This is a genomic window from Streptomyces sp. WAC00040 (assembly GCF_056835925.1).
This window is the reverse complement of sequence record NZ_JAKQZE010000003.1, coordinates 821,851-842,512: the sequence shown is the minus strand read 5'-3', so window position 1 is coordinate 842,512 and position 20,662 is coordinate 821,851. Positions and strand designations below refer to the sequence as shown.

General features: G+C 72.9%; 18 protein-coding genes and 1 pseudogene. 10 read left to right on the top strand and 9 right to left on the bottom strand.

What is annotated here, in order from left to right:
* Positions 1-76: 76 nt before the first annotated feature.
* Both MDN94_RS29300 and MDN94_RS29295 read right to left on the bottom strand, forming a co-directional pair.
* Positions 77-533: pseudogene (locus MDN94_RS29300) on the bottom strand (ABA4-like family protein).
* The gene (locus tag MDN94_RS29295; RefSeq protein ID WP_482728861.1) at positions 530-1,558 is read right to left on the bottom strand and encodes a hypothetical protein; all 1,029 of its coding nucleotides are present in this window, start codon (positions 1,556-1,558) and stop codon (positions 530-532) included. Before MDN94_RS29295 ends, MDN94_RS29300 begins: the two are co-directional and overlap by 4 nt.
* A 107-nt stretch (positions 1,559-1,665) precedes the next feature.
* On the opposite strand from MDN94_RS29295, the gene MDN94_RS29290 reads away from it, so the two are divergent.
* A complete protein-coding gene (locus MDN94_RS29290; RefSeq protein ID WP_482728860.1) occupies positions 1,666-2,289 on the top strand; it encodes a MerR family transcriptional regulator in 624 nt (207 codons plus the stop codon).
* A 452-nt stretch (positions 2,290-2,741) separates the two neighbouring features.
* Here MDN94_RS29290 and MDN94_RS29285 read toward each other — a convergent pair whose 3' ends face one another.
* Both MDN94_RS29285 and MDN94_RS29280 read right to left on the bottom strand, forming a co-directional pair.
* The gene (locus MDN94_RS29285; protein WP_482728859.1) at positions 2,742-3,593 is read right to left on the bottom strand and encodes a siderophore-interacting protein; all 852 of its coding nucleotides are present in this window, start codon (positions 3,591-3,593) and stop codon (positions 2,742-2,744) included.
* Positions 3,594-3,655: 62 nt separating this feature from the next.
* A complete protein-coding gene (locus tag MDN94_RS29280; protein ID WP_482729112.1) occupies positions 3,656-4,561 on the bottom strand; it encodes a 5'-3' exonuclease in 906 nt (301 codons plus the stop codon).
* A gap of 270 nt (positions 4,562-4,831) precedes the next feature.
* On the opposite strand from MDN94_RS29280, the gene MDN94_RS29275 reads away from it, so the two are divergent.
* Positions 4,832-5,425 (top strand): helix-turn-helix domain-containing protein, encoded by a 594-nt coding sequence (locus MDN94_RS29275; RefSeq protein ID WP_189475197.1) that lies wholly within the window; start codon positions 4,832-4,834, stop codon positions 5,423-5,425.
* A gap of 9 nt (positions 5,426-5,434) precedes the next feature.
* Positions 5,435-6,169 carry a helical backbone metal receptor gene (locus MDN94_RS29270; protein WP_482728858.1) on the top strand — a complete coding sequence of 245 codons (735 nt, stop codon included), beginning with the start codon at positions 5,435-5,437 and terminating at the stop codon, positions 6,167-6,169.
* Here the strand turns inward: MDN94_RS29270 and MDN94_RS29265 are convergent.
* A complete protein-coding gene (locus tag MDN94_RS29265; protein ID WP_482728857.1) occupies positions 6,120-7,250 on the bottom strand; it encodes a TDT family transporter in 1,131 nt (376 codons plus the stop codon). The two genes, MDN94_RS29270 and MDN94_RS29265, sit on opposite strands and share 50 nt — an antisense overlap.
* 71 nt (positions 7,251-7,321) lie before the next feature.
* Here MDN94_RS29265 and MDN94_RS29260 point away from each other — a divergent pair, with 71 nt between their 5' ends.
* Positions 7,322-8,242 (top strand): LysR family transcriptional regulator, encoded by a 921-nt coding sequence (locus tag MDN94_RS29260; protein ID WP_453467274.1) that lies wholly within the window; start codon positions 7,322-7,324, stop codon positions 8,240-8,242.
* 266 nt (positions 8,243-8,508) lie between these two features.
* Here the strand turns inward: MDN94_RS29260 and MDN94_RS29255 are convergent, their stop codons facing one another.
* From MDN94_RS29255 to MDN94_RS29245, 3 genes are all read right to left on the bottom strand, one after another.
* Complete coding sequence (locus tag MDN94_RS29255) at positions 8,509-9,201, bottom strand: gamma-glutamyl-gamma-aminobutyrate hydrolase family protein (RefSeq protein ID WP_482728856.1); 693 nt, start codon at positions 9,199-9,201, stop codon at positions 8,509-8,511.
* A gap of 7 nt (positions 9,202-9,208) precedes the next feature.
* On the bottom strand, positions 9,209-10,675 hold the full coding sequence (eat, locus tag MDN94_RS29250) for an ethanolamine permease (protein WP_482728855.1): 1,467 nt from the start codon (positions 10,673-10,675) through the stop codon (positions 9,209-9,211).
* Between the two features lie 180 nt (positions 10,676-10,855).
* Positions 10,856-11,596, bottom strand: coding sequence for a FadR/GntR family transcriptional regulator (locus MDN94_RS29245; RefSeq protein ID WP_482728854.1), 741 nt, complete (start codon positions 11,594-11,596; stop codon positions 10,856-10,858).
* Between the two features lie 77 nt (positions 11,597-11,673).
* Between MDN94_RS29245 and MDN94_RS29240 the strand changes: the two genes are divergently transcribed.
* The 4 genes from MDN94_RS29240 to MDN94_RS29225 are packed head-to-tail and all read left to right on the top strand — an operon-like array spanning position 11,674 to position 16,212.
* A complete protein-coding gene (locus tag MDN94_RS29240; protein ID WP_482728853.1) occupies positions 11,674-13,038 on the top strand; it encodes a glutamine synthetase family protein in 1,365 nt (454 codons plus the stop codon).
* An 8-nt stretch (positions 13,039-13,046) separates the two neighbouring features.
* A complete protein-coding gene (locus tag MDN94_RS29235) occupies positions 13,047-14,414 on the top strand; it encodes an aldehyde dehydrogenase family protein (protein ID WP_482728852.1) in 1,368 nt (455 codons plus the stop codon).
* A 6-nt stretch (positions 14,415-14,420) separates the two neighbouring features.
* Positions 14,421-15,203: a 3-oxoacyl-ACP reductase gene (locus tag MDN94_RS29230; protein ID WP_482728851.1), complete on the top strand. Its 783-nt coding sequence runs from the start codon at positions 14,421-14,423 to the stop codon at positions 15,201-15,203.
* 31 nt (positions 15,204-15,234) lie between these two features.
* Positions 15,235-16,212, top strand: coding sequence for a DUF2510 domain-containing protein (locus MDN94_RS29225; RefSeq protein ID WP_482728850.1), 978 nt, complete (start codon positions 15,235-15,237; stop codon positions 16,210-16,212).
* A gap of 34 nt (positions 16,213-16,246) precedes the next feature.
* On the opposite strand, the gene MDN94_RS29220 is transcribed toward MDN94_RS29225, so the two are convergent.
* On the bottom strand, positions 16,247-17,449 hold the full coding sequence (locus MDN94_RS29220) for an amino acid deaminase/aldolase (protein WP_482728849.1): 1,203 nt from the start codon (positions 17,447-17,449) through the stop codon (positions 16,247-16,249).
* A 1,065-nt stretch (positions 17,450-18,514) separates the two neighbouring features.
* Between MDN94_RS29220 and MDN94_RS29215 the strand changes: the two genes are divergently transcribed.
* Entirely contained in the window at positions 18,515-19,300 is a 786-nt protein-coding gene (locus MDN94_RS29215; protein ID WP_482728848.1) for a hypothetical protein, read from the top strand.
* The gene (gene mycP / locus MDN94_RS29210) at positions 19,297-20,466 is read left to right on the top strand and encodes a type VII secretion-associated serine protease mycosin (RefSeq protein WP_482728847.1); all 1,170 of its coding nucleotides are present in this window, start codon (positions 19,297-19,299) and stop codon (positions 20,464-20,466) included. The genes MDN94_RS29215 and mycP overlap by 4 nt, the downstream gene beginning before the upstream one ends.
* The last annotated feature ends 196 nt before the right edge of the window (positions 20,467-20,662 follow it).

Below are 20,662 nucleotides of genomic sequence, written 5' to 3'. Positions count from 1 at the left end.
GGACGCGTCGAACGGACATTCCACCGGGCATTCGTAGCCGGACGCCCGGCGGATCGGTGCGGTCCGCGGCATGGTGTCACGACCGTACGAGTGCCTCGCCGCCGGCCGGGCTGCGGTGCGCCGTGCGAGCGGCCCCGCACGGCGAGGAAGATCAGCAGACCGATCGGTGAGAGCAGGATCGTGAGCATCAGCAGCGGCCCCATCACCAAGGGGTGGATGCCGAGCCGCCGTGCCTCGCGGTACATCCACTGGCCGAGCAGCAGGTCCCATGCGATGACCTGCGCCCAGACGGCGCCGGCGCCGTTCGCACGGGCGGTGAGGTCACGGAAGACGTCGATGTCGGGACTGCTGACCGCGGCCCACAGTTCGGGGAACACCGGGATCGCCATGGAGAGATGGACGAGGAGCACGGGGACGACGGTCAGCGGTGAGGCCGCGACGCGGGCCGTGAGCCGTCGGTGCGGCGCGAAAATCATCAGCAGCCAGACGGGGGCGACGAGCCAGAAGGACAGTTCGAAGAGGAAACCGGTCATGCCGCGAACTCCTTGTGTGTGTCCGATCCGGTGGTCCTGCCGGTTCCGCCGGTCCTGCTGGTCGTCCCGGCCGTCGGGCCGCCGGGTGGGGTGGTCCGGTGCAGCGCAGCCCAGGTGCCGGCCGCCGCGGAGAGCAGGAGGACGGCCGCGGCCGTGAGCGTCACCCCGTCCGGGCTTACCAGGGCCTGCCCGCGCAGCGCCTGCCACGTCACCAGGGCGAAGACCCCGGTGTACGTCCCTGATGCCACGAGGACCAGCCGCAACCGGACGCGTTCGTCACGCAGCCGGGCGAAACGCGGGGCGAGTACGACCAGGGCGAGCAGGACGAAGGGCAGGACCTGGAGTGCGTGCAGTCCCACAAAGTGAGGAACCCTCAGGTCACCGCCCGTCATCTCCCAGCCGGTCAGCGGCATCGAAGGGCCGCCGTCCTGCACCCCGACACCGTGCGCGCCGACGACCTCCGGGTTCCCTGTCTCCGCCTCGGCGCGCTGCTCGGGCGTCGGCCGCGCCATCCGGAACCCGATCAGGGCACCGGCCAACGAGAGCACGGAGCCGAATCGGAGGGCCCAGGCGGACGCCCGGTCGGCCGGGCCGGTGCGGAACAGCAGGACGGCGACGACCAAGGCAGCTGTCCACAGCACGACGACGGTCACGGCCATCGTGTCGAACAGCGCCTCGTCGAAGGGCGTTTCGTTGTTGAAGTGGCTGCGCCTGCCGCGCATCGCCTGACCCGTGATCAGCACCATCTCGATCGCGCCGGTGACGGCGACGACGGTGCCTGCCCACCAGCCGGCGCGCCGGAAGCGCGGCAGCAACGACAGCGTCCAGGCGAGTGAGAGTGCGTAGGCGAGGAACGAGGCCGAGAACTTGAAGGGCTTGAACCAGACCGGTGATCCGGCGACGAGCCGGTCGTCCACCGCTAAGCCCACGGCCGTCATCACGGTCAGTACGGCCATCGAGGCGGCGAAGACCATGAGTGGCCGGTGCCAGGAGAGCCAGGGTGGTGAGGACGCGGAAGGAGACATGGGTGTACCCCCGGGGAAATTATGGATAGTGGCGCTTACCGCTATCAGATAGTGGAACTATCTATGATGGGGGCCGAGGATGGCAAGAGGCGAAGGGTGAACGCGCGGTGCGCATCGGTGAGTTGAGTCGCAGGACCGGGGTGCCGGTACCGACGATCAAGTACTACGTACGCGAAGGGCTGCTGACGGCCGGGGAGTTGACCAGCCCCAACCAGGCGAGCTACTCCGACGCGCACGAACGCAGGCTCCGGCTGATCCGTGCGCTGCTGGAGGTGGGAGGGCTCTCCGTCGCCTCGATCAGGGACGTGCTCGGGGCCGTCGACGACCCGGACAGGTCCGTCCACAAAGTGCTCGGCGCGGCCACGGACGGACTCGTGCCGCGGTACGCGAACGGCGACGAGTCACCGGCCGCCCGGGAGAAGGTCCGCGAACTGATCGCGCGCCGCGGCTGGCGCGTGGACGCGGCCCACCCCGCGGCGGAGGCGCTGACCGAGGCGCTGGCGGCGCTGGAACGGGTGGGGCACGGCGCGTTCGCCGAAGTGCTCGACGACTACGCCTCCGCGGCGGAGACGGTGGCCCGCGCGGACCTCGCCCACGTGGGGCGGCACATCGGTCTGGACGACCTGGTGGAGGGGGTGGTGGTCGGCACGGTGATCGGTGACGCGATGCTGGCGGCGCTGCGGCGTCTGGCGCAGACGGACGGGTCGTCGCGGGCGTACGGGGAGGGGTGACGGTCGCGTGCCGCCTGCGGCGGGCTTGTTCCCCACCCCGCCCCTTCCCGAAACCGGGCTCCGCCCGGACCCGCCGCCGCGCTCCGCGCGGGGTTTCGGGGGCTGTGTCCCCGCACCCCGCGCCTCAAGCGCCGGCGAGGCTGATTTCGCGAAGCGAAATGCAGCCGCCTGGGGGCACCTCGCACGGCCGCCAGGCCGTAGGGGGAGTGAGGGCACCGCGCGGAGCGCGGTACGCCGCCCGTCGGGCGCGCCCCGGTTCGGCAAGAGGCGGGGTGGGGAAACGCCCTGCGCAGCGGCGACGCCGCCCGTGCCGGGGCACGCTCCTGCCCGCGCCCCTGCATGGCGACGGCTTGCGCCGGGCCACCGCTCCCGCGCCGGGCCACGCTCCGGCGCCGCGGCCACGCTCCCGCGCAGCGGACGCAGCCCGTGCCGGGCTACCGCCTCACCGAGCCTCAGGCGCCCCGTTCCTGTTCGCGTTCCACCTGCTCGTTCCACTCGCGCTTGACCGCTCGCCATGCCTCGTCCGTCTGGCCCAGGCGCCAGTAACCCGAGATCGACAGCTGCTCCTTCGGCACGCCCCGCTCGACCCGGAGCAGCCGGCGCAGTTCCTTCACGCAGGCCGCCTCGCCGTGGACGAACGCGCAGACCTTGCCTTCCGGGAAGTCCAGTGCCGTCACTGCCTCGACGAGTGCCTCGCCGACCGGGCGGTCGCCGCGGTGGAGCCAGGTGATGCCGACGCCGTCCGGGGTTGCGGTCTTCTGTTCGTCCGCGGGGCCCTCGACCTCGACGAAGGCGTGGACGACGGCGCCGGTCGGCATCTGCTCCAGCGACGCCGCGATCGCCGGCAGTGCGCTCTCGTCGCCTGCCAGCAGGTGCCAGTCCGCGTCCGGGGCGGGGGCGTAACCGCCGCCGGGGCCGAGGAGGCGCATCGTGTCGCCGACGCGGGCGCGGGCGGCCCACGGGCCGGCCAGGCCCTCGTCGCCGTGGACGACGAAGTCGATCGTCAGCTCGCGGTGGGCGGCGTCCCAGGCGCGCACCGTGTACGTGCGGTTGGCGGGCCACTGGTCGCGAGGGAATTCCGCGCGGATCCGGTCGAGATCGAACGGCTCCGGGTATGTGACGCCGTCGGCAGGGAAGATCAGCTTCACGTAGTGGTCGGTCCAGCCGCCGAGCTCGAACGCGGCCAGCCCTTCGCCCCCGAGCACCACCCGCACCATGTGTGGGGTGATCTGTTCCGTGCGCACCACCTGCGCCTCATGGACCTTCGGTGACGTGCGGGCCGGACGTTCCGCTCGGTCTGCCACGGCGTTACTCCCCTGGACGATCGATGCTTAGGCTTACCTAAGTTAACACCTCGTCCGGTGACTCAGCGCTTCAGGGCGTTCAGCAGTCGCACCACCGCGCCGCCCAGACCCCACTGCTCCGTCAGCCGGTCGAGGGCCACCGGGTCGCGGGGCGCGCTCGGCAGTGCGGCGTCGAACTCGGGGAGGGCCACGTCGGTGGCGACCTTGACGACCTTCGGGGCCACGGTGACGTAGGCCCTGGCCTCGTCCAGTCGTCGGCGCTGCGCCGGGGTGAGCTTGGGGCCGCGGTCGCCCACGGCCGCCATGATCCCGTCCAGGTCCCCGTACGTGTCGAGGAGCTTGGCCGCGGTCTTCTCGCCGATGCCCGGCACGCCGGGCAGTCCGTCGCTCGGGTCGCCCCTGAGCAGCGCCAGGTCCACATAGCCGGGCCCGTCGACGCCGTACCGCTCGCGCAGCCATGCCTCGTCCGTCGTCTGGAGCGTGCCGACGCCCTTGAGCGGATAGAGCACCCGGCGTTCGCGCGCGTCGTCGACCAGCTGGAACAGGTCGCGGTCGCCGGTGACGATGTCGACCGGGCCGGTGGCCCGCGCGGTGAGCGTGCCGATGATGTCGTCCGCCTCGTAGCCGTCGGCGCCGACGCGGGCGATGCCGACCGCGGCCAGAACGGCTTCGATCACCGGGACCTGGGGGGTGAGGGTGTCGGGAACCGCTTCCTCGTCGGGGCCCTGGTCGTGCTCGGCCGCGACCCGGTGCGCCTTGTACGAGGGGATGAGGTCGACGCGCCACTGGGGCCGCCAGTCGTTGTCCCAGCAGGCGACCAGATCGTCCGGGCGGTGGTCCTGGACCAGCCGTGCGATGAAGTCGATGAGCCCGCGCACCGCGTTGACCGGTGTGCCGTCGGGGGCCCGGACCGAGTCGGGGACTCCGTGGTAGGCCCTGAAGTAGAGGGAAGCGGTGTCGAGGAGCATCAGGCGTCGGGTCACAGGGACGATGATGCCGCAACCCACCGACAGGCGGCCCACAGCTCGGCCATCGCACCGCAGTAGCCGTCGGGCCACCTCCGCCCGGACGCTCCACCGAAGGGGTGGGTCCCGCGGAACCGGCGGGACCCACCCCTTCCGGTACCTGTTTCACCCGGTTCCGGCCCGCTCCCGGGCCTTTGCTCGTGCGCTTGTCGAGTACGGGTGGACGGATGGTGCGTATGGTGAGACAGGACCCAGGGGAGGGGAGCCCGGCCCATGGACGCGAAGGACGCGAAGGACATGAAGGAGAGGGAAGAACCTCTCCGGGTGGGTGCTGCCGTGCGCAAACGACGGCGGGCCCTCGGTCTCACGCTGGCCGCCGTCGCCGCCCGCAGCGGCCTCTCCGTGCCCTTCCTCAGCCAGATCGAGAACGAGCGGGCCCACCCGAGCATGCGCTCGCTCCAGCGCGTCTCCGACGCCCTCGACACCTCGGCGGAACGGCTGCTCGCGGCCTCCGACGCCGCCCGCACCGTGGACGTCGTACGCGCCGGCGACGACGCCAGGACCTCGGGGCCGTCCGACGGCGTCCGGGCCCTTGTGCGTGGGCAGCACCAGCTCCACGCCCTGGAATTCAGCGGCGAGAAGGAGACGGGCCGGGAGTTCGAGCACCGCAACGACGAGCTGCTGTACGTCGCGGACGGGGCGGTGGAGGTCGAGGCCGAGGGCCGGGCCTACCGGCTCGGCCCCGGCGACGCGCTGTTCCTCTCCGGCGGTGTCCGCCACCGCTGGCGCGCCACCACCCCGGACACCCGCATCCTCGTCGTCTCCGTCTCCGACCACATCGCCACGACCACCGACCCGCGTGGCTGAGGCGGACCGGTGCGCGTCGTCTCCCTGGTGCCCTCGCTGACCGAGGCCGTCGCGGCCACCGCGCCCGGGCTCCTCGTGGGAGTCACCGACTGGTGCACCCATCCGCCCGGCCTCGACGCGGCCCGCGTCGGCGGCACCAAGAACCCGGATGTTCCCGCTGTGCTGCGGCTGCGGCCCGATCTCGTGATCGCGAACGAGGAGGAGAACCGGGAACCGGACCTGACCGCCCTGCGCGAGGCGGGCGTCGAAGTGCTGGTGACCGAGGTACGCGACCTCGACCAGGCCTTCTCGGAGCTTGAACGGGTCCTGGTCGCGGGCTGCTCGCTCGCCCGGCCGCGCTGGCTGGACGAGGCGCGCCGGGCATGGGCGGCGGTGGAACCGCTGCCGGAGCTGCGCGCCGTCGTGCCGGTCTGGCGCCGTCCGTGGATGGTGCTCGGCCGCGACACCTTCGCCGGGGACCTGCTCGCCAGGCTCGGCGTCGTGAACGTGTACGCACAGCACCCCGAGCGCTACCCGCGCATCCCGCTCCAAGAGCTGACGGCAAGCGGCGCGCAGGCCGTCGTACTGCCCGACGAGCCGTACCGCTTCACCGCGGACGACGGGCCGGAGGCCTTTCCCGGCCTGCCCGCCGCGCTCGTCGACGGGCGGTACCTGACCTGGTACGGGCCCTCCCTCCGCCGTGCCCCGGCGGAGCTCAGCGCGGCGCTCGCAGCAGCTCGCCGCGCAGCAGACCGCGCAGGGTGAGCGTCCCGGCGACCGCCCAGGCCACCACCAGGCACACGTAGAGGGCCGTCGCGGACCACTGGTACGCCACCAGGCCCGTACGGTCCGCGAGGCCCTGAGCGCCGGTCACACACGTGCCCACCGGGAACGTGAAGGCCCACCAGCCCAGGGTGAACGGCATGCCGCGCCGTGCCGCCCGCACCACCATCGCCGCCGCGAGGGCCAGCCACAGCAGAGCGAAGCCCATGACGGGCACGCCGTACACGACGGCGAACAGGCCCATGCCCGCCGCATACGGCGCGTCGAGCACCCCGGGAGCGGCGTCGGCCAGCTTGTTCACGGCGGTGGTCGACTGGCCGAGCGGACCGAGCACCAGAAACAGTGCCGGGGTCGCCGCGATCGGCAGCGGGCCGTGGTGCACGAGCCGGGCGAAGACCATCGGCAGGATCAGCAGCGTCGCCAGCAGACTCAGTCCGAACATCGCGTAGCAGGCGAGCAGCGCCGCCTCCTGCCACTGGCCCGGCGGCAGATACGGCACCAGGAGCGGACCCGACGCCGCGGACACCATCGGCGCGACGACGGGCAGCAGCCACACGGGCGAGGCGCTGCCGACCTCGACGCTGTGCCGCGCCACCATCAGATACGGCACCGCGACGGCGCCCACGAGCCCGACGAGCGTCCCCGCCCCGAAAAGCAAGAATGCGGTGGCCACAGCGGGTCCTTCACCCACCACTTCCGCGCCGACCGTGAGCGTGCCCGTGCCGACGGCGAGCAGAGCCATCGACAGACAACCGTAGAACGGGGCCACGGCGGGATCCATGAGATGGGCACGCGCCTGGTCCCGGTGGCGGACCCAGTGCCCCGTACGCGCCGCTACGACCGCGCCGAGAAGCACCGCCGACAGCGCCCAGACGCCGGTGAACACCGTCCGCAGTCCCGGGACGTCCAAGGGCAGCGCGGCACCGGCGCTCGCGACGACAGCCGTGCCCATGACAGCCGCGTACCAGTTGGGACCGAGATGCCGCAGGGACCGGGGCCGAGGCGCGACGGCGGTCCGGACCGGGTCCGGCGGGCGGGGGAGGGACTCTACGGCGGTGACCATGACGTCACGTTCGCCGACTCCCGCCGCCCCCCACCAGGGACCTTCTTCCTATCGCCTCATAAGCTGTTCTTATGAGCGAAGAGCAACGTGTGCCTCTGGCACACCGGGTGCCCGACCTGGGGGCGCTGGAACTGCTGCTCGCCGTCGCCCGCCACGGAAGCCTCGGGCGCGCGGCCCGCGACGTCGGCATCACCCAGCCCGCGGCGAGCAGCCGTATCCGCTCCATGGAACGCCAGCTGGGCGTCGCCCTCGTCGAGCGCTCCCCACGCGGCTCCCGGCTGACCGAGGCGGGAGCGCTCGTAACCGACTGGGCCCGGCGGATCGTGGAGGCGGCGGAGGCGTTCGACGCCGGTGCCCAGGCGCTGCGGGGCCGCCGGGACTCCCGGCTGCGGGTCGCGGCGAGCATGACGATCGCCGAGTATCTGCTGCCCGGCTGGCTCATCGCGCTGCGCGCACAGCGCCCGGACACTGCGGTCTCGCTGATCGCGGGGAACTCGTCGGCCGTCGCCGCACGGCTGCTCTCCGGGGAGGCCGACCTCGGCTTCGTCGAGGGCCTCGCCGTACCGGAAGGCCTCGACGGCACGGTCATCGGACACGACCGGCTGTTCGTGGTCGTGGCGCCCGGGCACGCGTGGGCCCGGCGGCGCAAGGCCCCGCTGACCCCCGAGGAACTGGCCAGAACTCCGCTCGTCCTGCGCGAACGGGGCTCCGGCACACGACAGGTGCTCGACTCTGCGCTCTCCCGCCACGGCGGTCTCTCGGCACCGCTGATGGAACTGGCCTCCACGACCGCGGTGAAGGCGGCGGCCGTCAGCGGGGCGGGTCCGGCGGTCCTCAGCGAGCTGGCGGTGACGGAGGAACTGTCCTCGCGCCGCCTGACGCGGGTGCCGGTGGAGGGGGTGGCGCTCGAACGCGACCTGCGTGCGGTGTGGCCGCATGCGCAGCGGCCGGTGGGGCCGGCGCGGGAGTTGCTGGGACTGACGCGGGGCTGACGGCTGGCGTGGCCGCTGCGGACGCCTGTTCCCCTACCCTCCCCTACGGCCTGGCGGCCGTGGGCCCCCACTTCCCGGAACCGGGCTCCGCCCGGGCCCGCACCGCGCCGCAAACTCCGGCGGAGCCGGAGTCGGGGGTACCTCCCACAGAGGGATCGAAGGCACCGCCCGCAGCGCGGTACGGGGGCCTGACCCGCCACGAGGCGGAGCCGCACAATCCGCACAGTGGGAAGGAGCGGGGAGGGGGGGCAAGCCCGCCGCCGCCGTCACCGCGCCGCCGTCACCAGCGCCGTCATCACCCGCGTGTCCGACCCCATCTCCGGATGCCACTGCACCCCCAGCACCCAACCGCCGCCCTCCGCCGGTTCGATCGCCTCCACCGTGCCGTCGTCCTGCGCATACGCACTCGGCACGAGGCCCTCGCCGAGGCGGTCCACCGACTGGTGGTGGTAGGTCGGGACGAGCGACGCCTCGGGGGCGATCGAGCCGTACAGCGTTCCCGGCACCGGCTTCACGGGGTGCTCACCGAAGACCCCGACCGACGTCACGTGACCGTCCAGGTGCTGCACCAGCGTCCCGCCGAGCGCGACGTTCAGCAGCTGCATGCCGCGGCAGATGCCCAGCAGCGGTGTGCCGGACGCCAGCGCCGCGCGGATCAGTGCCAGTTCCCAGGCGTCGCGTTCGGGTGCCGGAGGACCGGTGCGGGGCTCGCGCGGCGCGCCGTAGCGCTCGGGGTCGACATCGGCGCCGCCGGCGATGACCAGTCCGTCGACGCGGGCCACCGTGGCCTCCGCGAGCGCCGGTTCGTCCGGCGGGAGCATCGCTGCGATGCCGCCCGCCGACTGCACGTGACGCGGATAGCCGGCGGGCAGCAGCGCGGCGGGCAGGTCCCACACGCCCCACCTGGCGGACGTCTCCCAGTAGGTACTGATGCCGATCAGCGGCTTGGACACATGCATCAGGTTGTCAGTTCCGTTCCAGTTCGGCCTCCGCGGCCGCCAGGGCCGCGAACTCCTCCTCCGGGGCCCGTGCCACCAGATGGTGGCGGCTGTAGAAGGCGAAGTAGGCGAGCGCCACCGCGTACACGCCGAGTGCCATGAACGCGGCGTCCTTGTCCACGAGGAAGGTCGCGACCAGCGCTGACAGCGCGAGCACGAAGGCGACGGAGGAGGTGACGACGCCGCCCGGTGTCCGGTACGGGCGCGGCAGTTCCGGTTCCCGGCGGCGCAGCACGATGTGCGAGAGCGCCATCAGCGCGTAGCTGATCGTCGCGCCGAAGACGGCGATGTTCAGCATCCGTGCGCCGTTGCCGGTGCCCGCCGCCAGGGCGAAGCCGATCGCGCCGGGGATCAGCAGGCCGAGGTAGGGGGACTTGCGGCGGCTGGTCAGAGACAGGAAGCGGGGCAGGTAGCCGGCCCGGGAGAGGGCGAAGAGCTGCCGGGAGCCCGCGTAGATCAGCGAGAAGAAGGAGGCCACGAGTCCGGCGAGGCCCGCGTAGTTGACGAAACGGCTCAGCGCGGTCGGGTCCCCGTCGCCCTGGAGGGCGACCACCAGCGGGTTGCCGGCCTCCTGGATGGCGGCCGAACCGCGGGCTCCGCTCGCCGCGAAGAAGGTCAGCAGCGCGAGCAGCACCAGGATGCCCATGGAGATCGCCAGCGCCCTCGGCATGGACCGCACGGGGTCCTTCGCCTCCTCCGCCGCCAGCGGCACGCCCTCGACGCCGAGGAAGAACCACATGCCGAACGGGAAGGCGGCCCAGATGCCGAGCAGGCCGAACGGCAGCCAGGAGTTCGCGCCGAACGCCTCCGTGTCGACGGGGATGTCGTCCAGTCCGCCGGTGCTGAACTCGGTGAACGCTCCCACCGCGAAGATCAGCAGCGCCGCGACGGCGATGGCGGTCACGACGAGGCTGAAGCGCAGGGCCTCGCCGACGCCCCAGAGGTGGATGCCGATGAAGATCGCGAAGCAGGCCAGATAGACGGGCCAGCCCGACTCCAGTCCGAACAGGCCCAGTGATTCGACGTAGTCGCCGATGAAGATGGAGATCGCGGCGGGGGCGAGGATGTACTCGATGAGGATCGCGGTGCCGGTGAGGAAGCCGCCCCACGTCCCGAGCGCGCGCCGGGCGAAGCCGTAGCCGCCGCCGGCGGTGGGCAGGATCGCGGAGAGTTCCGCGAGCGCGAACACGAGACAGGCGTACATCGCGCCCATCAGGAGGGTGGCGACGGCGAGACCGCCGAAACCGCCCTTCGAGAGTCCGATGTTCCAACCGGAGAAGTCGCCGGAGACGACATACGCGACGCCGAGTCCGGTCAGCAGCAGCCATCCGGCGCTGCCTCTGCGCAGAGTGCGCCGGTTCAGATAGGCGTCCGACTCCGGGTCGGATCCGGGTGGGGCGGCGGACGGGGGGCGCGATGTGGTGCCTTCAGCCATGGTCGCTCCTGGCTCAGGTCAAAGGTTTGTGCGGACACCTTTGCGGCACTCCGGCCGCAGCGCAAGCCCTGTGCGTAAACCCGGCGTTACGGATCCGCCCGCCGCCCCTCGCGCGTTGCCGCGCGCCTGACCGTGCCGCCCGTCCGGCCTCCCGCCCCTTCGTGCCCTCGGCCCGGCCGCTCAAGCCAGGAAGCCACGCAGCAGCGCCGCCGTCCCCTCGCAGTGCTCGCGCATCACCTCGCGGGCCCCGTCCGGGTCGCCGTCGAGCACGGCCTCGACCAGTGCGGTGTGCTGGTGCTGCGAGTGCTCCAGGTTCCTCACCAGCAGCGGGATGCAGTCGAGCAGGTCGTTCAGGGTGGCCCGGACCGCCGCGTACTGCGCGGTGAGCGAGGCCGAACCGGACAGCTCGGCCAGGGTCAGGTGGAGCAGCGTGTCCTGCCTGCGGTACTCGGTGAGCGGCGCGTCGTGCGTTGCTGTCAGGGCCGTGCGCAGCCGCAGCGCGCCGTCGTCGGTGAGGCCGTGGGCAGCGCACAGACCGGCCGCCCCCACCTCCAGCACCTCGCGGAAACGCAGGGTGTCCTCCACGTCCACGCCCGCGACCCGGCGGCGCAGTTCCTCCTCGCCGTGGCTGTCGGTGCGGTGCAGCACGAACGTTCCGCCGTAGCGGCCGCGGCGGCTCTCCACCAGCCCCTGGTCGGTGAGCACCTTGAGCACCTCGCGCAGGGTGACCCGGCTGATGCCCATGCGCTCCGCCAGTTCCCGTTCGGCCGGCAGTCGCTCCCCGCCGGGCACCAGTCCGAGGCGCAGCAGCTGGAGGATCTGCTCGAGCGCCTCCTCGAAGCCGTTGCCCGCCCGCACGGGGCGCAGCACCGGTGTCAGCCGGTCCGTCGGCGTGCCCGCGGCCCCACTTGTCTTCGCCACCTCGCGTTTCCCCTTCCCAAGCAATGGTCTTCAGTAATACCTTATGGCTTCCGGCTGACCCAAGGAGGCACCGTCCCGTGGCAGACCGCAAACCCCCGCTCGCCCTCGACGAGCTGCGAGCGCTCGTCGCGAGCGGCGAGATCGACACCGTCGTCCTGGCCTTCCCCGACATGCAGGGACGACTGCAGGGCAAACGGTTCGCCGCCCCCTTCTTCCTCGACGAGGTCCTCGAGCACGGCACCGAGGGCTGCAACTACCTCCTCGCCGTCGACACCGACATGAACACGGTCGACGGATACGAGATGTCGTCCTGGGAACGTGGCTACGGCGACTTCGCCATGCTCCCGGATCTCACCACGCTGCGCAGGATCCCCTGGCACGAGGGCACCGCACTCGTCATCGCCGACCTGGCGTGGGACGAGGGCCGGCCCGTCGTCGCCGCCCCCCGCCAGATCCTCCGGGCCCAGCTCGAGCGCCTCGCCGAGCACGGACTCACGGCCCACGTCGGCACGGAGCTCGAGTTCATCGTCTTCAAGGACACCTATGAACAGGCCTGGGACCGCGGCTACCAGGGCCTCACCCCGGCCAACCAGTACAACATCGACTACTCGGTCCTCGGCACCGGCCGCATCGAGCCCCTGCTGCGCCGCATCCGCAACGAGATGACCGGCGCCGGGCTCACCGTCGAGTCGGCCAAGGGCGAGTGCAACCCGGGCCAGCACGAGATCGTCTTCAAGTACGACGAGGCCCTCGTCACCTGCGACCAGCACGCCGTCTACAAGACCGGCGCGAAGGAGATCGCCGCCCAGGAAGGCGTCTCCCTCACCTTCATGGCGAAGTACAACGAGCGCGAGGGCAACTCCTGCCACATCCATCTCTCCCTGCGGGACACCGACGGCCGGGGCGTCATGGCGGGGGACGGCCCCGACGGCATGTCGCCGCTCATGCGGCACTTCCTCGCCGGCCAGCTCGCCGCACTGCGCGACTTCTCCCTGCTGTACGCGCCGACCGTCAACTCCTACAAGCGCTTCCGCCCCGGCTCCTTCGCCCCGACCGCCGTCGCCTGGGGCCACGACAACCGCACCTGCGCCCTCCGCGTCGTCGGCCACGGCCCCTCGACACGCTTCGAGAACAGGCTGCCCGGCGGGGACGTCAACCCGTATCTCGCCGTCGCCGGCCTTGTCGCCGCCGGCCTGCACGGCATCGAGCAGCGGCTGGAACTGCCCGACGCCTGCACGGGCAACGCCTACTCGGGCGACTACGAACACGTCCCCACCACCCTGCGCGATGCCGCCGAGCTCTGGGAGAACAGCCCCGTCGCCAAGGCCGCCTTCGGTGACGCCGTCGTCGCCCACTACCGGAACATGGCGCGGGTCGAACTCGAGGCCTTCGACTCCGCGGTGACCGACTGGGAGCTCCGCCGCTCCTTCGAACGCATGTGAGGCACCCCTTGGCTGACACGCACCACGACGTACTCGACCCGGCCACCGGACACGTCGTGCGGACCGTCCCCGCGACGACCGTCGCGGAGGTCGACGCCGCCGTCGCCCGCGCCGCGAGGGCCCAGGGGCAGTGGGCGGCCGCCGCGCCCGCCGACCGGGCCCGGCTGCTGCGCCGCTTCGCCGCCGTCGTCGACGACCACCTCGAGGAACTGGCCCGGCTCGAGGTCCTGGAGGCGGGCCACACCATCGGCAACGCCCGGTGGGAAGCGGGCAACGTCCGGGACCTGCTCGACTACGCCGCCGGGGGAGTGGAGCGCCTGAACGGCCGGCAGATCCCCGTCCCGGGGGGCATGAACTTCACCATCCTCGAACCGCTCGGCGTCGTCGGCGTGATCGCGCCATGGAACTTCCCCATGCCGATCGCCGCCTGGGGCACGGCACCCGCCCTCGCCGCCGGCAACGCCGTTCTGCTCAAGCCGGCCGAGACCACCCCCCTGACCGCCCTGCGGCTCGCGGAACTCGCCCTGCTGGCCGGCCTGCCCGAGCACCTCTTCCAGGTGCTGCCCGGCGCCGGTGACGTGACCGGCGCCGCGCTCGTCGAGCACCCCGGCGTCGCGAAGATCGTCTTCACCGGATCCACCAGGGTCGGCAAGGGCATCATGGCCAAGTGCGCGGAGCGCGTGAAGCGGGTGACCCTCGAACTCGGCGGCAAGAGCCCCAACATCGTCTTCGCCGACGCCGACGTGGACGCCGCTGCGGCCGCCACCCCCATGTCCTTCCTCGACAACAGCGGACAGGACTGCTGCGCCCGCACCCGGATCCTCGTGCAGGCATCGGTGTACGACCGCTTCCTGGACCTGCTCGCCCCCGCAATCGAATCGGTCGTCGTCGGCGATCCGTCCGACGAGAAGACGCAGATGGGCCCGCTGATCTCGCGCACCCAGCTGGAACGGGTACGCGGCTACGTCCCCGACGGCGCCGAGGCGATCCGGGGCACCGCCCCCGACGGACCGGGCTTCTGGTTCCCGCCGACCGTCCTCACCGACATCGCCCCGGACGCGCCCGCCGCTCGCGAAGAGATCTTCGGACCGGTCGCCGCCGTGATCCCCTTCGAGGACGAGGAGGACGCCGTACGGCTCGCCAACGCCACCGAGTACGGCCTCTCCGGCTCCCTCTGGACCCGCGACGTGGCCCGCGCCCTGCGCGTCTCCCGCGCCGTTCGCGCCGGCAACCTCTCCGTCAACTCCCACTCCAGCGTCCGCTACTGGACCCCGTTCGGCGGCTACAAGCAGTCCGGGCTCGGCCGTGAACTCGGCCCCGAGGCGCTCACCGCTTTCACCGAGACCAAGAACGTCTTCATCAGCACGGAGGCCTGAGACACCATGACCGAGACCCCGCTCTGCCGCCGCCTCGAAGGCCGCACCGCAGTGATCACCGGCGCCGGCAGCGGCATCGGCCTCGCGGCCGCGCGCCGGCTCGCCTCCGAGGGCGCGAAGGTCGTCTGCGGCGACATCGACGAAATCGCGGGCAAGGCCGCGGCCGACGAGGTCGGCGGCACCTTCGTACGTGTCGACGTCACCGACGCCGAACAGGTCGAGGCGCTGTTCAAGGCCGCGTACGACACCTACGGCAGCGTCGACATCGCCTTCAACAACGCCGGCATCTCACCCCCCGACGACGACTCGATCCTCACCACCGGCATCGACGCGTGGCGGCGCGTCCAGGAGGTCAACCTCACCTCCGTCTACCTGTGCTGCAAGGCGGCAATCCCGTACATGCAGCGCCAGGGCAGGGGCTCCATCATCAACACCGCCTCCTTCGTGGCGATCATGGGGGCCGCCACCTCCCAGATCTCTTACACCGCATCCAAGGGCGGCGTGCTCGCCATGTCACGGGAACTGGGCGTGCAGTTCGCCCGCGAGGGCATCCGGGTCAACGCCCTGTGCCCGGGGCCGGTCAACACCCCGCTGCTCCAGGAGCTGTTCGCCAAGGACCCGGAGCGGGCCGCACGGCGCCTGGTGCACATCCCGGCCGGCCGTTTCGCGGAGGCGGACGAGATCGCCGCCGCCGTCGCCTTCCTCGCCAGCGACGACTCGTCGTTCGTCAACGCCACGGACTTCCTGGTCGACGGCGGGATCTCCGGGGCGTACGTGACCCCTCTGTAGCCATGCCCCCCGCCGCCCATAAGGTGGCGGGATGAGCATGACGACCCCTCCCGGCTGGTACCCGGACCCCAACGCGCCGCACACCGAACGCTGGTGGGACGGCACGGCCTGGACCGCGCACTCCCGCGCGGCCCAGGCCACGGGCGGCGTGCCGGGACATCCGCCGCAGGGGACGGTCGGGACGTTCGGACCTCCGCAGCCGCACACCGTCCCGATGCGGCCCGCCGGCACCGGTCCGGGCGGCAGCGGCAGCGGCAACAAGCGGCTCATGGCGCTCGCTGCCGCCGGGGTCGTGCTCGTCGGGGCGGTCGCGACCGGGGCCGTACTCCTCGGCGACGACGGCGGGTCCGCCCCGCAGACCGCACCGAGCAGCAGCCCGACGCCCGCCCCGGTGACGGCCGATCCGAACTACAGCGCCACCGCGTCGCCCCCTGCGACCGAGGACGCCACGGTGCTCGAGGACCAGCTCAACGGCATCACCCTCGCCATCCCGGACGGCTGGGTGCGGGCCACCAGCTCCCTCGAGGAGGGCGCCACGATCTACACGGACGAGACCTACGACTGCCCAGGAGGAGGGTCCTCCCTCTGCCGCCGCGGTCGGGTCTCCTCCCTCGCCGCGAACACGGCCGCCGCCACGGCGGAGGCCGTGGCCAAGGAGGACGTCTCCCGGTACGCGGAAAAGGTGTACGGCGAGGACACCCTCGGCAACCGTCCCCACGGCGGCATCGAGTCCCACAAGGTCCTCAAGTCGCAGAACTTCGCCGTCGCGGGGAAGGCCGGATATCTGGTGCGCTGGCAGGTCGTCACCGGCGCCGGTCCCGGCGGCTACGTGCAGACGATCGCCTTCCCCTCACCCGCCGGCACCGGTGCGCTGATGGTGGTCCGCTTCGCCTTCGACGCGGCCCCGTCCGCACCCGGACTCGACGTGATGGACGAAGTGGCCGCGAGCATCCGCCCCGTCGGCGAGACCACGGGCGGCGGCGTCGGCAGCAGCATCGGCCCCGGCTGACGGTGCACCGCTGCGGCAGGGCCGCGCACGGGCATCAGAGGAAGGTGCGGCCCTCGCCCCGGTACGTCGGCGCGGTGCCTGTCACACGGTCGCCCTCGACGAGGTGCAGTGTGTCGAAACGCTCGCACAGCTCACCGGCCTTGGCATGCCGGAACCACACCTTGTCGCCGATCAGCAGATCGTCGGCGGGCGGACCCAGCAGCGGCGTCTGCACCTCGCCCGCCCCCTCCTGGGGGTCGTAGCGCAGCGCCTCGGGCAGCCACGGCACGGGCAGCCGGTCCCGGCCCGCGGCACCGGAGGCGGGATAGCCGCCGCCGAGCACCGTGACCGCTCCCACGCCGGGCCGGCGCACCACCGGCTGCGCGAACAGCGCGGCGGGCCGGGCAGTGAACGACGTGTAGTTGTCGAACAGGCGCGGCGCGTACAGGCCGGAACCGGCCGCGATCTCCGTGACCGCGTCCTCGGCCGCCGTGTGCTGCACACTGCCGGTGCCGCCGCCGTTGACGAACTCCAGACCGGGCTCCACCGCCCGCACCGCCCGCACCACGGCCGCCCGGCGGGCCGCCAACTCCCTACGGGACGCCCGCTGCATCAGCCGAACGGCGCGCGAACGCACCGGCGAACCGGCGACCGCGTCGCCCACACCTGCGACATGGCCCTCGTACGCCATCAGCCCCACCAGGCGGAAACCCGGGCGACGCGCGATCGACCGCGCCATCTCCGCGAGCCTGGCCGGATCACGCAGCGGCGAACGCCGCGCGCCGACCCTCACCCGGCCGCCCAACAGGTGGAGCGCCGTGTCCAGTTCCAGGCAGAGCCTGATCTCTTCCGTGCCACCGGCGCGTGAGGCGTCGATGAGCTCCAGCTGCTCGGGGTCGTCGACCATCACCGTCACGGCGGCGGCGAGCTTGGGATCAGCGGCGAGCTCGGCGAAACCGGCCCGGTCCGCGGAGGGATAGGCGAGCAGTACGTCGTCGAAACCGGCCCGCGCCAGCCAGATCGATTCGTCCAGCGTGAACGACATGATCCCGGCGAACCCGTCCATGGCCAGCACCCGTTCGAGCAGCGCCCGGCAGCGCACCGACTTGCTGGCGACGCGCACGGGCTTTCCTCCGGCCCTGCGCACCAGATCGCCGGCGTTGGCGTCGAAGGCCTCGAGATCGACGATCGCGACGGGTGCGTCGAGGTGGGCGGTGGCCTTGTCATAACGGGCCCGGTCTGCGGAACGGGGAGTCATGGGCCGAGCTTGCCAGACAGGATTACCCCGGGGGTAGGGGATGTTTTGGGCAGATCCCCACGGACCGCAGGCAGGTGGCCGACGCCGTCGATCGTGCCCGTTAGAGTGACGGCACGAGGTGACGCAGCGCCTGCCCGGAAGGGTGATCAGCCGGCGGTACGTGATTGAGCAACGGGGGGTGGAATGAGCACGGAGGCGCAGCGCCCTTCCGGCCCCCAGCCCCCGCCCCGCTCCCGCATCTCGGACGCCTTGCTGCCCCCGGACGACGATGCCTCCGGCCCGTCCCGCTCCGGCCCGCTGTCGAAGCCCCCGGCCGCGCCGGGCTCTCCCGCAACGCCCGCGCCTGGCTCTGCCACGACGGCTCCGGGTGCGCCCGCGCCTGGCTCTGCCACGACGGCTCCGGGTGCGTCCACGCCTGGCTCTGCCACGGCGCGTCCCGATACGCCCGACACGACGGCTCCCCGCACTGCGACCGCCCGGTCGGGCGCCGCGGCATCCCCGGCCCGGACCGGGGCCGGCGTGCCTTCGGCGCGCCCGGGTACCGGCGCTGTCCCTGAGCGCCCCGCCTCCCCTCCACTGCCCGCCGGTTCCACCCGGGCGGCGCCCCCGCGCGCCGCCGCGCCGGGACCTGCGGCCCCCGCCCGGCCGGTGTCCCCGCCGCCTCCCCCCGCCGTGCCGCCGTCCCGCCCCGCCACTGGTGTGGAGCGTCCCGCCGCGGTGCCGCCGTCCCGTCCTGCCACCCGCACGGACCGGCCTTCCGCGTCCCACACGGCCCCGCCTGGAGCGGTTGCCACCGGCACGGACCGGCCTTCCGCACCCCACACGGCCCCGCCGGGAGCGGTGCCGCCGCCCCGCCCCGGCCGGGCGGACGGACCCGCGGACGGCTCGATCCCCGAGGTCGAGACCACCACGCGGCTCCGACCCGTCACTGAGGGGCCCCGCCCGTCGGCCCCGGCTCGCCCCGCGCGGCCGCCGCGCCCGGTCGGCAGCGTCGACATGACGCCGCGGCCCGACGCGCCGCGCCCTCCCGCACAGCTTTGGATCCCGCCGGAGACGCCGGCGGAGATGACGACCCGGCTGCGTCCCGTACGCACCAGGCATCCCGCACGGACCGTCGGGGCCGTCGCCGCCGTCGTGCTCGGTCTCGGGCTGATCGGCGGAGCCGTCACCGGCACCTGGCTGACCGGCGACTCGAGCGCCGACACGGCCGAGGAGAACGTCTACGCCGAGGTGCGCACCGCCTGGCACAGCGTCCCCGTGGACACCCTCTTCCCGCGGCAGCTCGACGGCGACGGAGCCGGGCCCGGCGGCGCGGACCGCGTCTGGACCCGGATCGCCGTCGCACCCGACAGCGACTGCGCCACCGCGCTCGACCCGCTGCTCACCAAGGCACTGGAGCCCGTCGGATGCGCCCGTGTCCTGCGCGCCACGTACACCGACGCGACGGCCAGCAGCGTCACCACCGTCGGCCTGGTCTTCACCGAGGCGGACGAGAAGGGGATGCTCGCCCTGCACAACCGGTTCACGACCGAGTCGCTCGGCGAGCGCACCGACCTCATGCCCCGCACGTTCCCGGCCAAGGGCACCGTCTCCGCCGGATTCGGCGACGAGCAGCGCGCCAGCTGGACGGTGGAGGTCGTGACCGAGGCCCCGGTCGTCGTCTACGCCGTCTCCGGCTTCGCCGACGGACGTGCCGTGGCCGATCCCCAGCCGGCCGACGAGGCCCAGGCCGAGGGCGCCACGAACGCGCCCGCCCAGGCCGGGCTCGGCCACGAGGCCACTGGGATCGCGGAACGCATCGAGAAGGGCCTGCGCGGCGCCGTGGGCAAGCGCACGGAGGAGCCGCGATGAGACGCCACCGCCCGCGCATCGTCGCCGCCCTCGCCGCCGCCTCGTTCGTCGTACTGCCGGCCACACCCGCGCACGCGGACGGCATCCGGGCCCAGCAGTGGAGCCTCGACGCCATGAACACCGAGGAGGCATGGCGGACCACCAAGGGCGAGGGCATCACCGTCGCCGTGCTCGACACCGGTGTGGACGACCAGCATCCCGACCTGGCCGGCTCCGTGCTGCCGGGCAAGGACTTCATAGGCTTCGGCGCCGAACGCGGTGACAGCACCTGGGCCCGGCACGGCACCGCGATGGCCGGTATCGTCGCCGCCCACGGCCACGGCCCGGGACAGGAGTCGGGCGTCCTCGGCATCGCCCCTGAGGCGAAGATCCTGCCGGTCCGCGTGATCCTCGAGGGCAAGGACAAGGCCCGCGACAGGGCGCGCAAGACCCGCGGAACGGCCCTGGCCCAGGGCATCCGCTGGGCCGCCGACCAGGGAGCCGACGTCATCAACCTCTCGCTCGGCGACGACAGTGAGTCCGCGCACCCCGAGGCGGGCGAGGACGCGGCCGTCCAGTACGCGCTCTCCAAGGGCTCGGTCGTCGTGGCCTCCGCCGGCAACGGCGGAGAGAAGGGCGACCGCATCTCCTACCCGGCCGCCTACCCGGGCGTCATCGCGGTGACCGCCGTCGACCGCTGGGGCACCCACGCGTCGTTCTCCACCCGCCGCTGGTACGCCACCGTCAGCGCGCCGGGCGTGAACATCGTCATCGCCGACCCCGACCGCCGCTACTACGAGGGCTGGGGGACCAGCGCGGCTGCCGCCTTCGTGTCCGGCGCGGTCGCCCTGGTGCGCTCGGCGCACCCGGACCTCATGCCCGCGCAGATCAAGAAGCTCCTCATCGACACCGCGCGCGACGCCCCCAAGGGCGGCCGCGACGACTCCAAGGGCTACGGCATGGTCGACCCCGCCGCGGCGATCAGCGAGGGAGCCAGGCTGCGCCCCGGCGACCCGAAGGCGGCCACTGCGGGCTACCGCGAGGAGTTCTTCGGCCCCGGCCCCGAGCCCGAGGGTGAGGCCGGCGGCCCTGGCGGCTGGCTCGCCCTGGCCGCCGGCGGCGCCGGCGCGCTTCTCCTGGCCATGGCAGTCGTCCTCTGGCGCGGCGGTCGCACACGCCAGCCCTGACCGACGGCCGCCTCCATTCGCGACCTCGGTGGCCCGTGACACGGCGCGGCCGTGCGCGCCCCCGTGACGCGGCACCCGCACACACCACCCCTGGCCCGGGCGCGGCCGTTCCGCCCCCGCGGCCCGGGTGGCCACCGCCGGCCCCGCCCCGGCAGCCGCCGACAGGCGGCCGCCGGCAGGGCGTTAGGCTCGGTGC

What these genes read in the sequence shown, in the direction of transcription:
- MDN94_RS29295 (WP_482728861.1), bottom strand. Translation starts at nt 1,558, where the DNA reads ATGTCTCCTTCCGCGTCCTCACCACCCTGGCTCTCCTGGCACCGGCCA.
- MDN94_RS29280 (WP_482729112.1), bottom strand. Translation starts at nt 4,561, where the DNA reads ATGCTCCTCGACACCGCTTCCCTCTACTTCAGGGCCTACCACGGAGTC.
- MDN94_RS29275 (WP_189475197.1), top strand. Translation starts at nt 4,832, where the DNA reads ATGGACGCGAAGGACGCGAAGGACATGAAGGAGAGGGAAGAACCTCTC.
- MDN94_RS29265 (WP_482728857.1), bottom strand. Translation starts at nt 7,250, where the DNA reads ATGGTCACCGCCGTAGAGTCCCTCCCCCGCCCGCCGGACCCGGTCCGG.
- MDN94_RS29260 (WP_453467274.1), top strand. Translation starts at nt 7,322, where the DNA reads ATGAGCGAAGAGCAACGTGTGCCTCTGGCACACCGGGTGCCCGACCTG.
- MDN94_RS29255 (WP_482728856.1), bottom strand. Translation starts at nt 9,201, where the DNA reads ATGCATGTGTCCAAGCCGCTGATCGGCATCAGTACCTACTGGGAGACG.
- eat (WP_482728855.1), bottom strand. Translation starts at nt 10,675, where the DNA reads ATGGCTGAAGGCACCACATCGCGCCCCCCGTCCGCCGCCCCACCCGGA.
- MDN94_RS29230 (WP_482728851.1), top strand. Translation starts at nt 14,421, where the DNA reads ATGACCGAGACCCCGCTCTGCCGCCGCCTCGAAGGCCGCACCGCAGTG.
- MDN94_RS29225 (WP_482728850.1), top strand. Translation starts at nt 15,235, where the DNA reads ATGAGCATGACGACCCCTCCCGGCTGGTACCCGGACCCCAACGCGCCG.
- MDN94_RS29220 (WP_482728849.1), bottom strand. Translation starts at nt 17,449, where the DNA reads ATGACTCCCCGTTCCGCAGACCGGGCCCGTTATGACAAGGCCACCGCC.
- MDN94_RS29215 (WP_482728848.1), top strand. Translation starts at nt 18,515, where the DNA reads ATGACGACCCGGCTGCGTCCCGTACGCACCAGGCATCCCGCACGGACC.
- mycP (WP_482728847.1), top strand. Translation starts at nt 19,297, where the DNA reads ATGAGACGCCACCGCCCGCGCATCGTCGCCGCCCTCGCCGCCGCCTCG.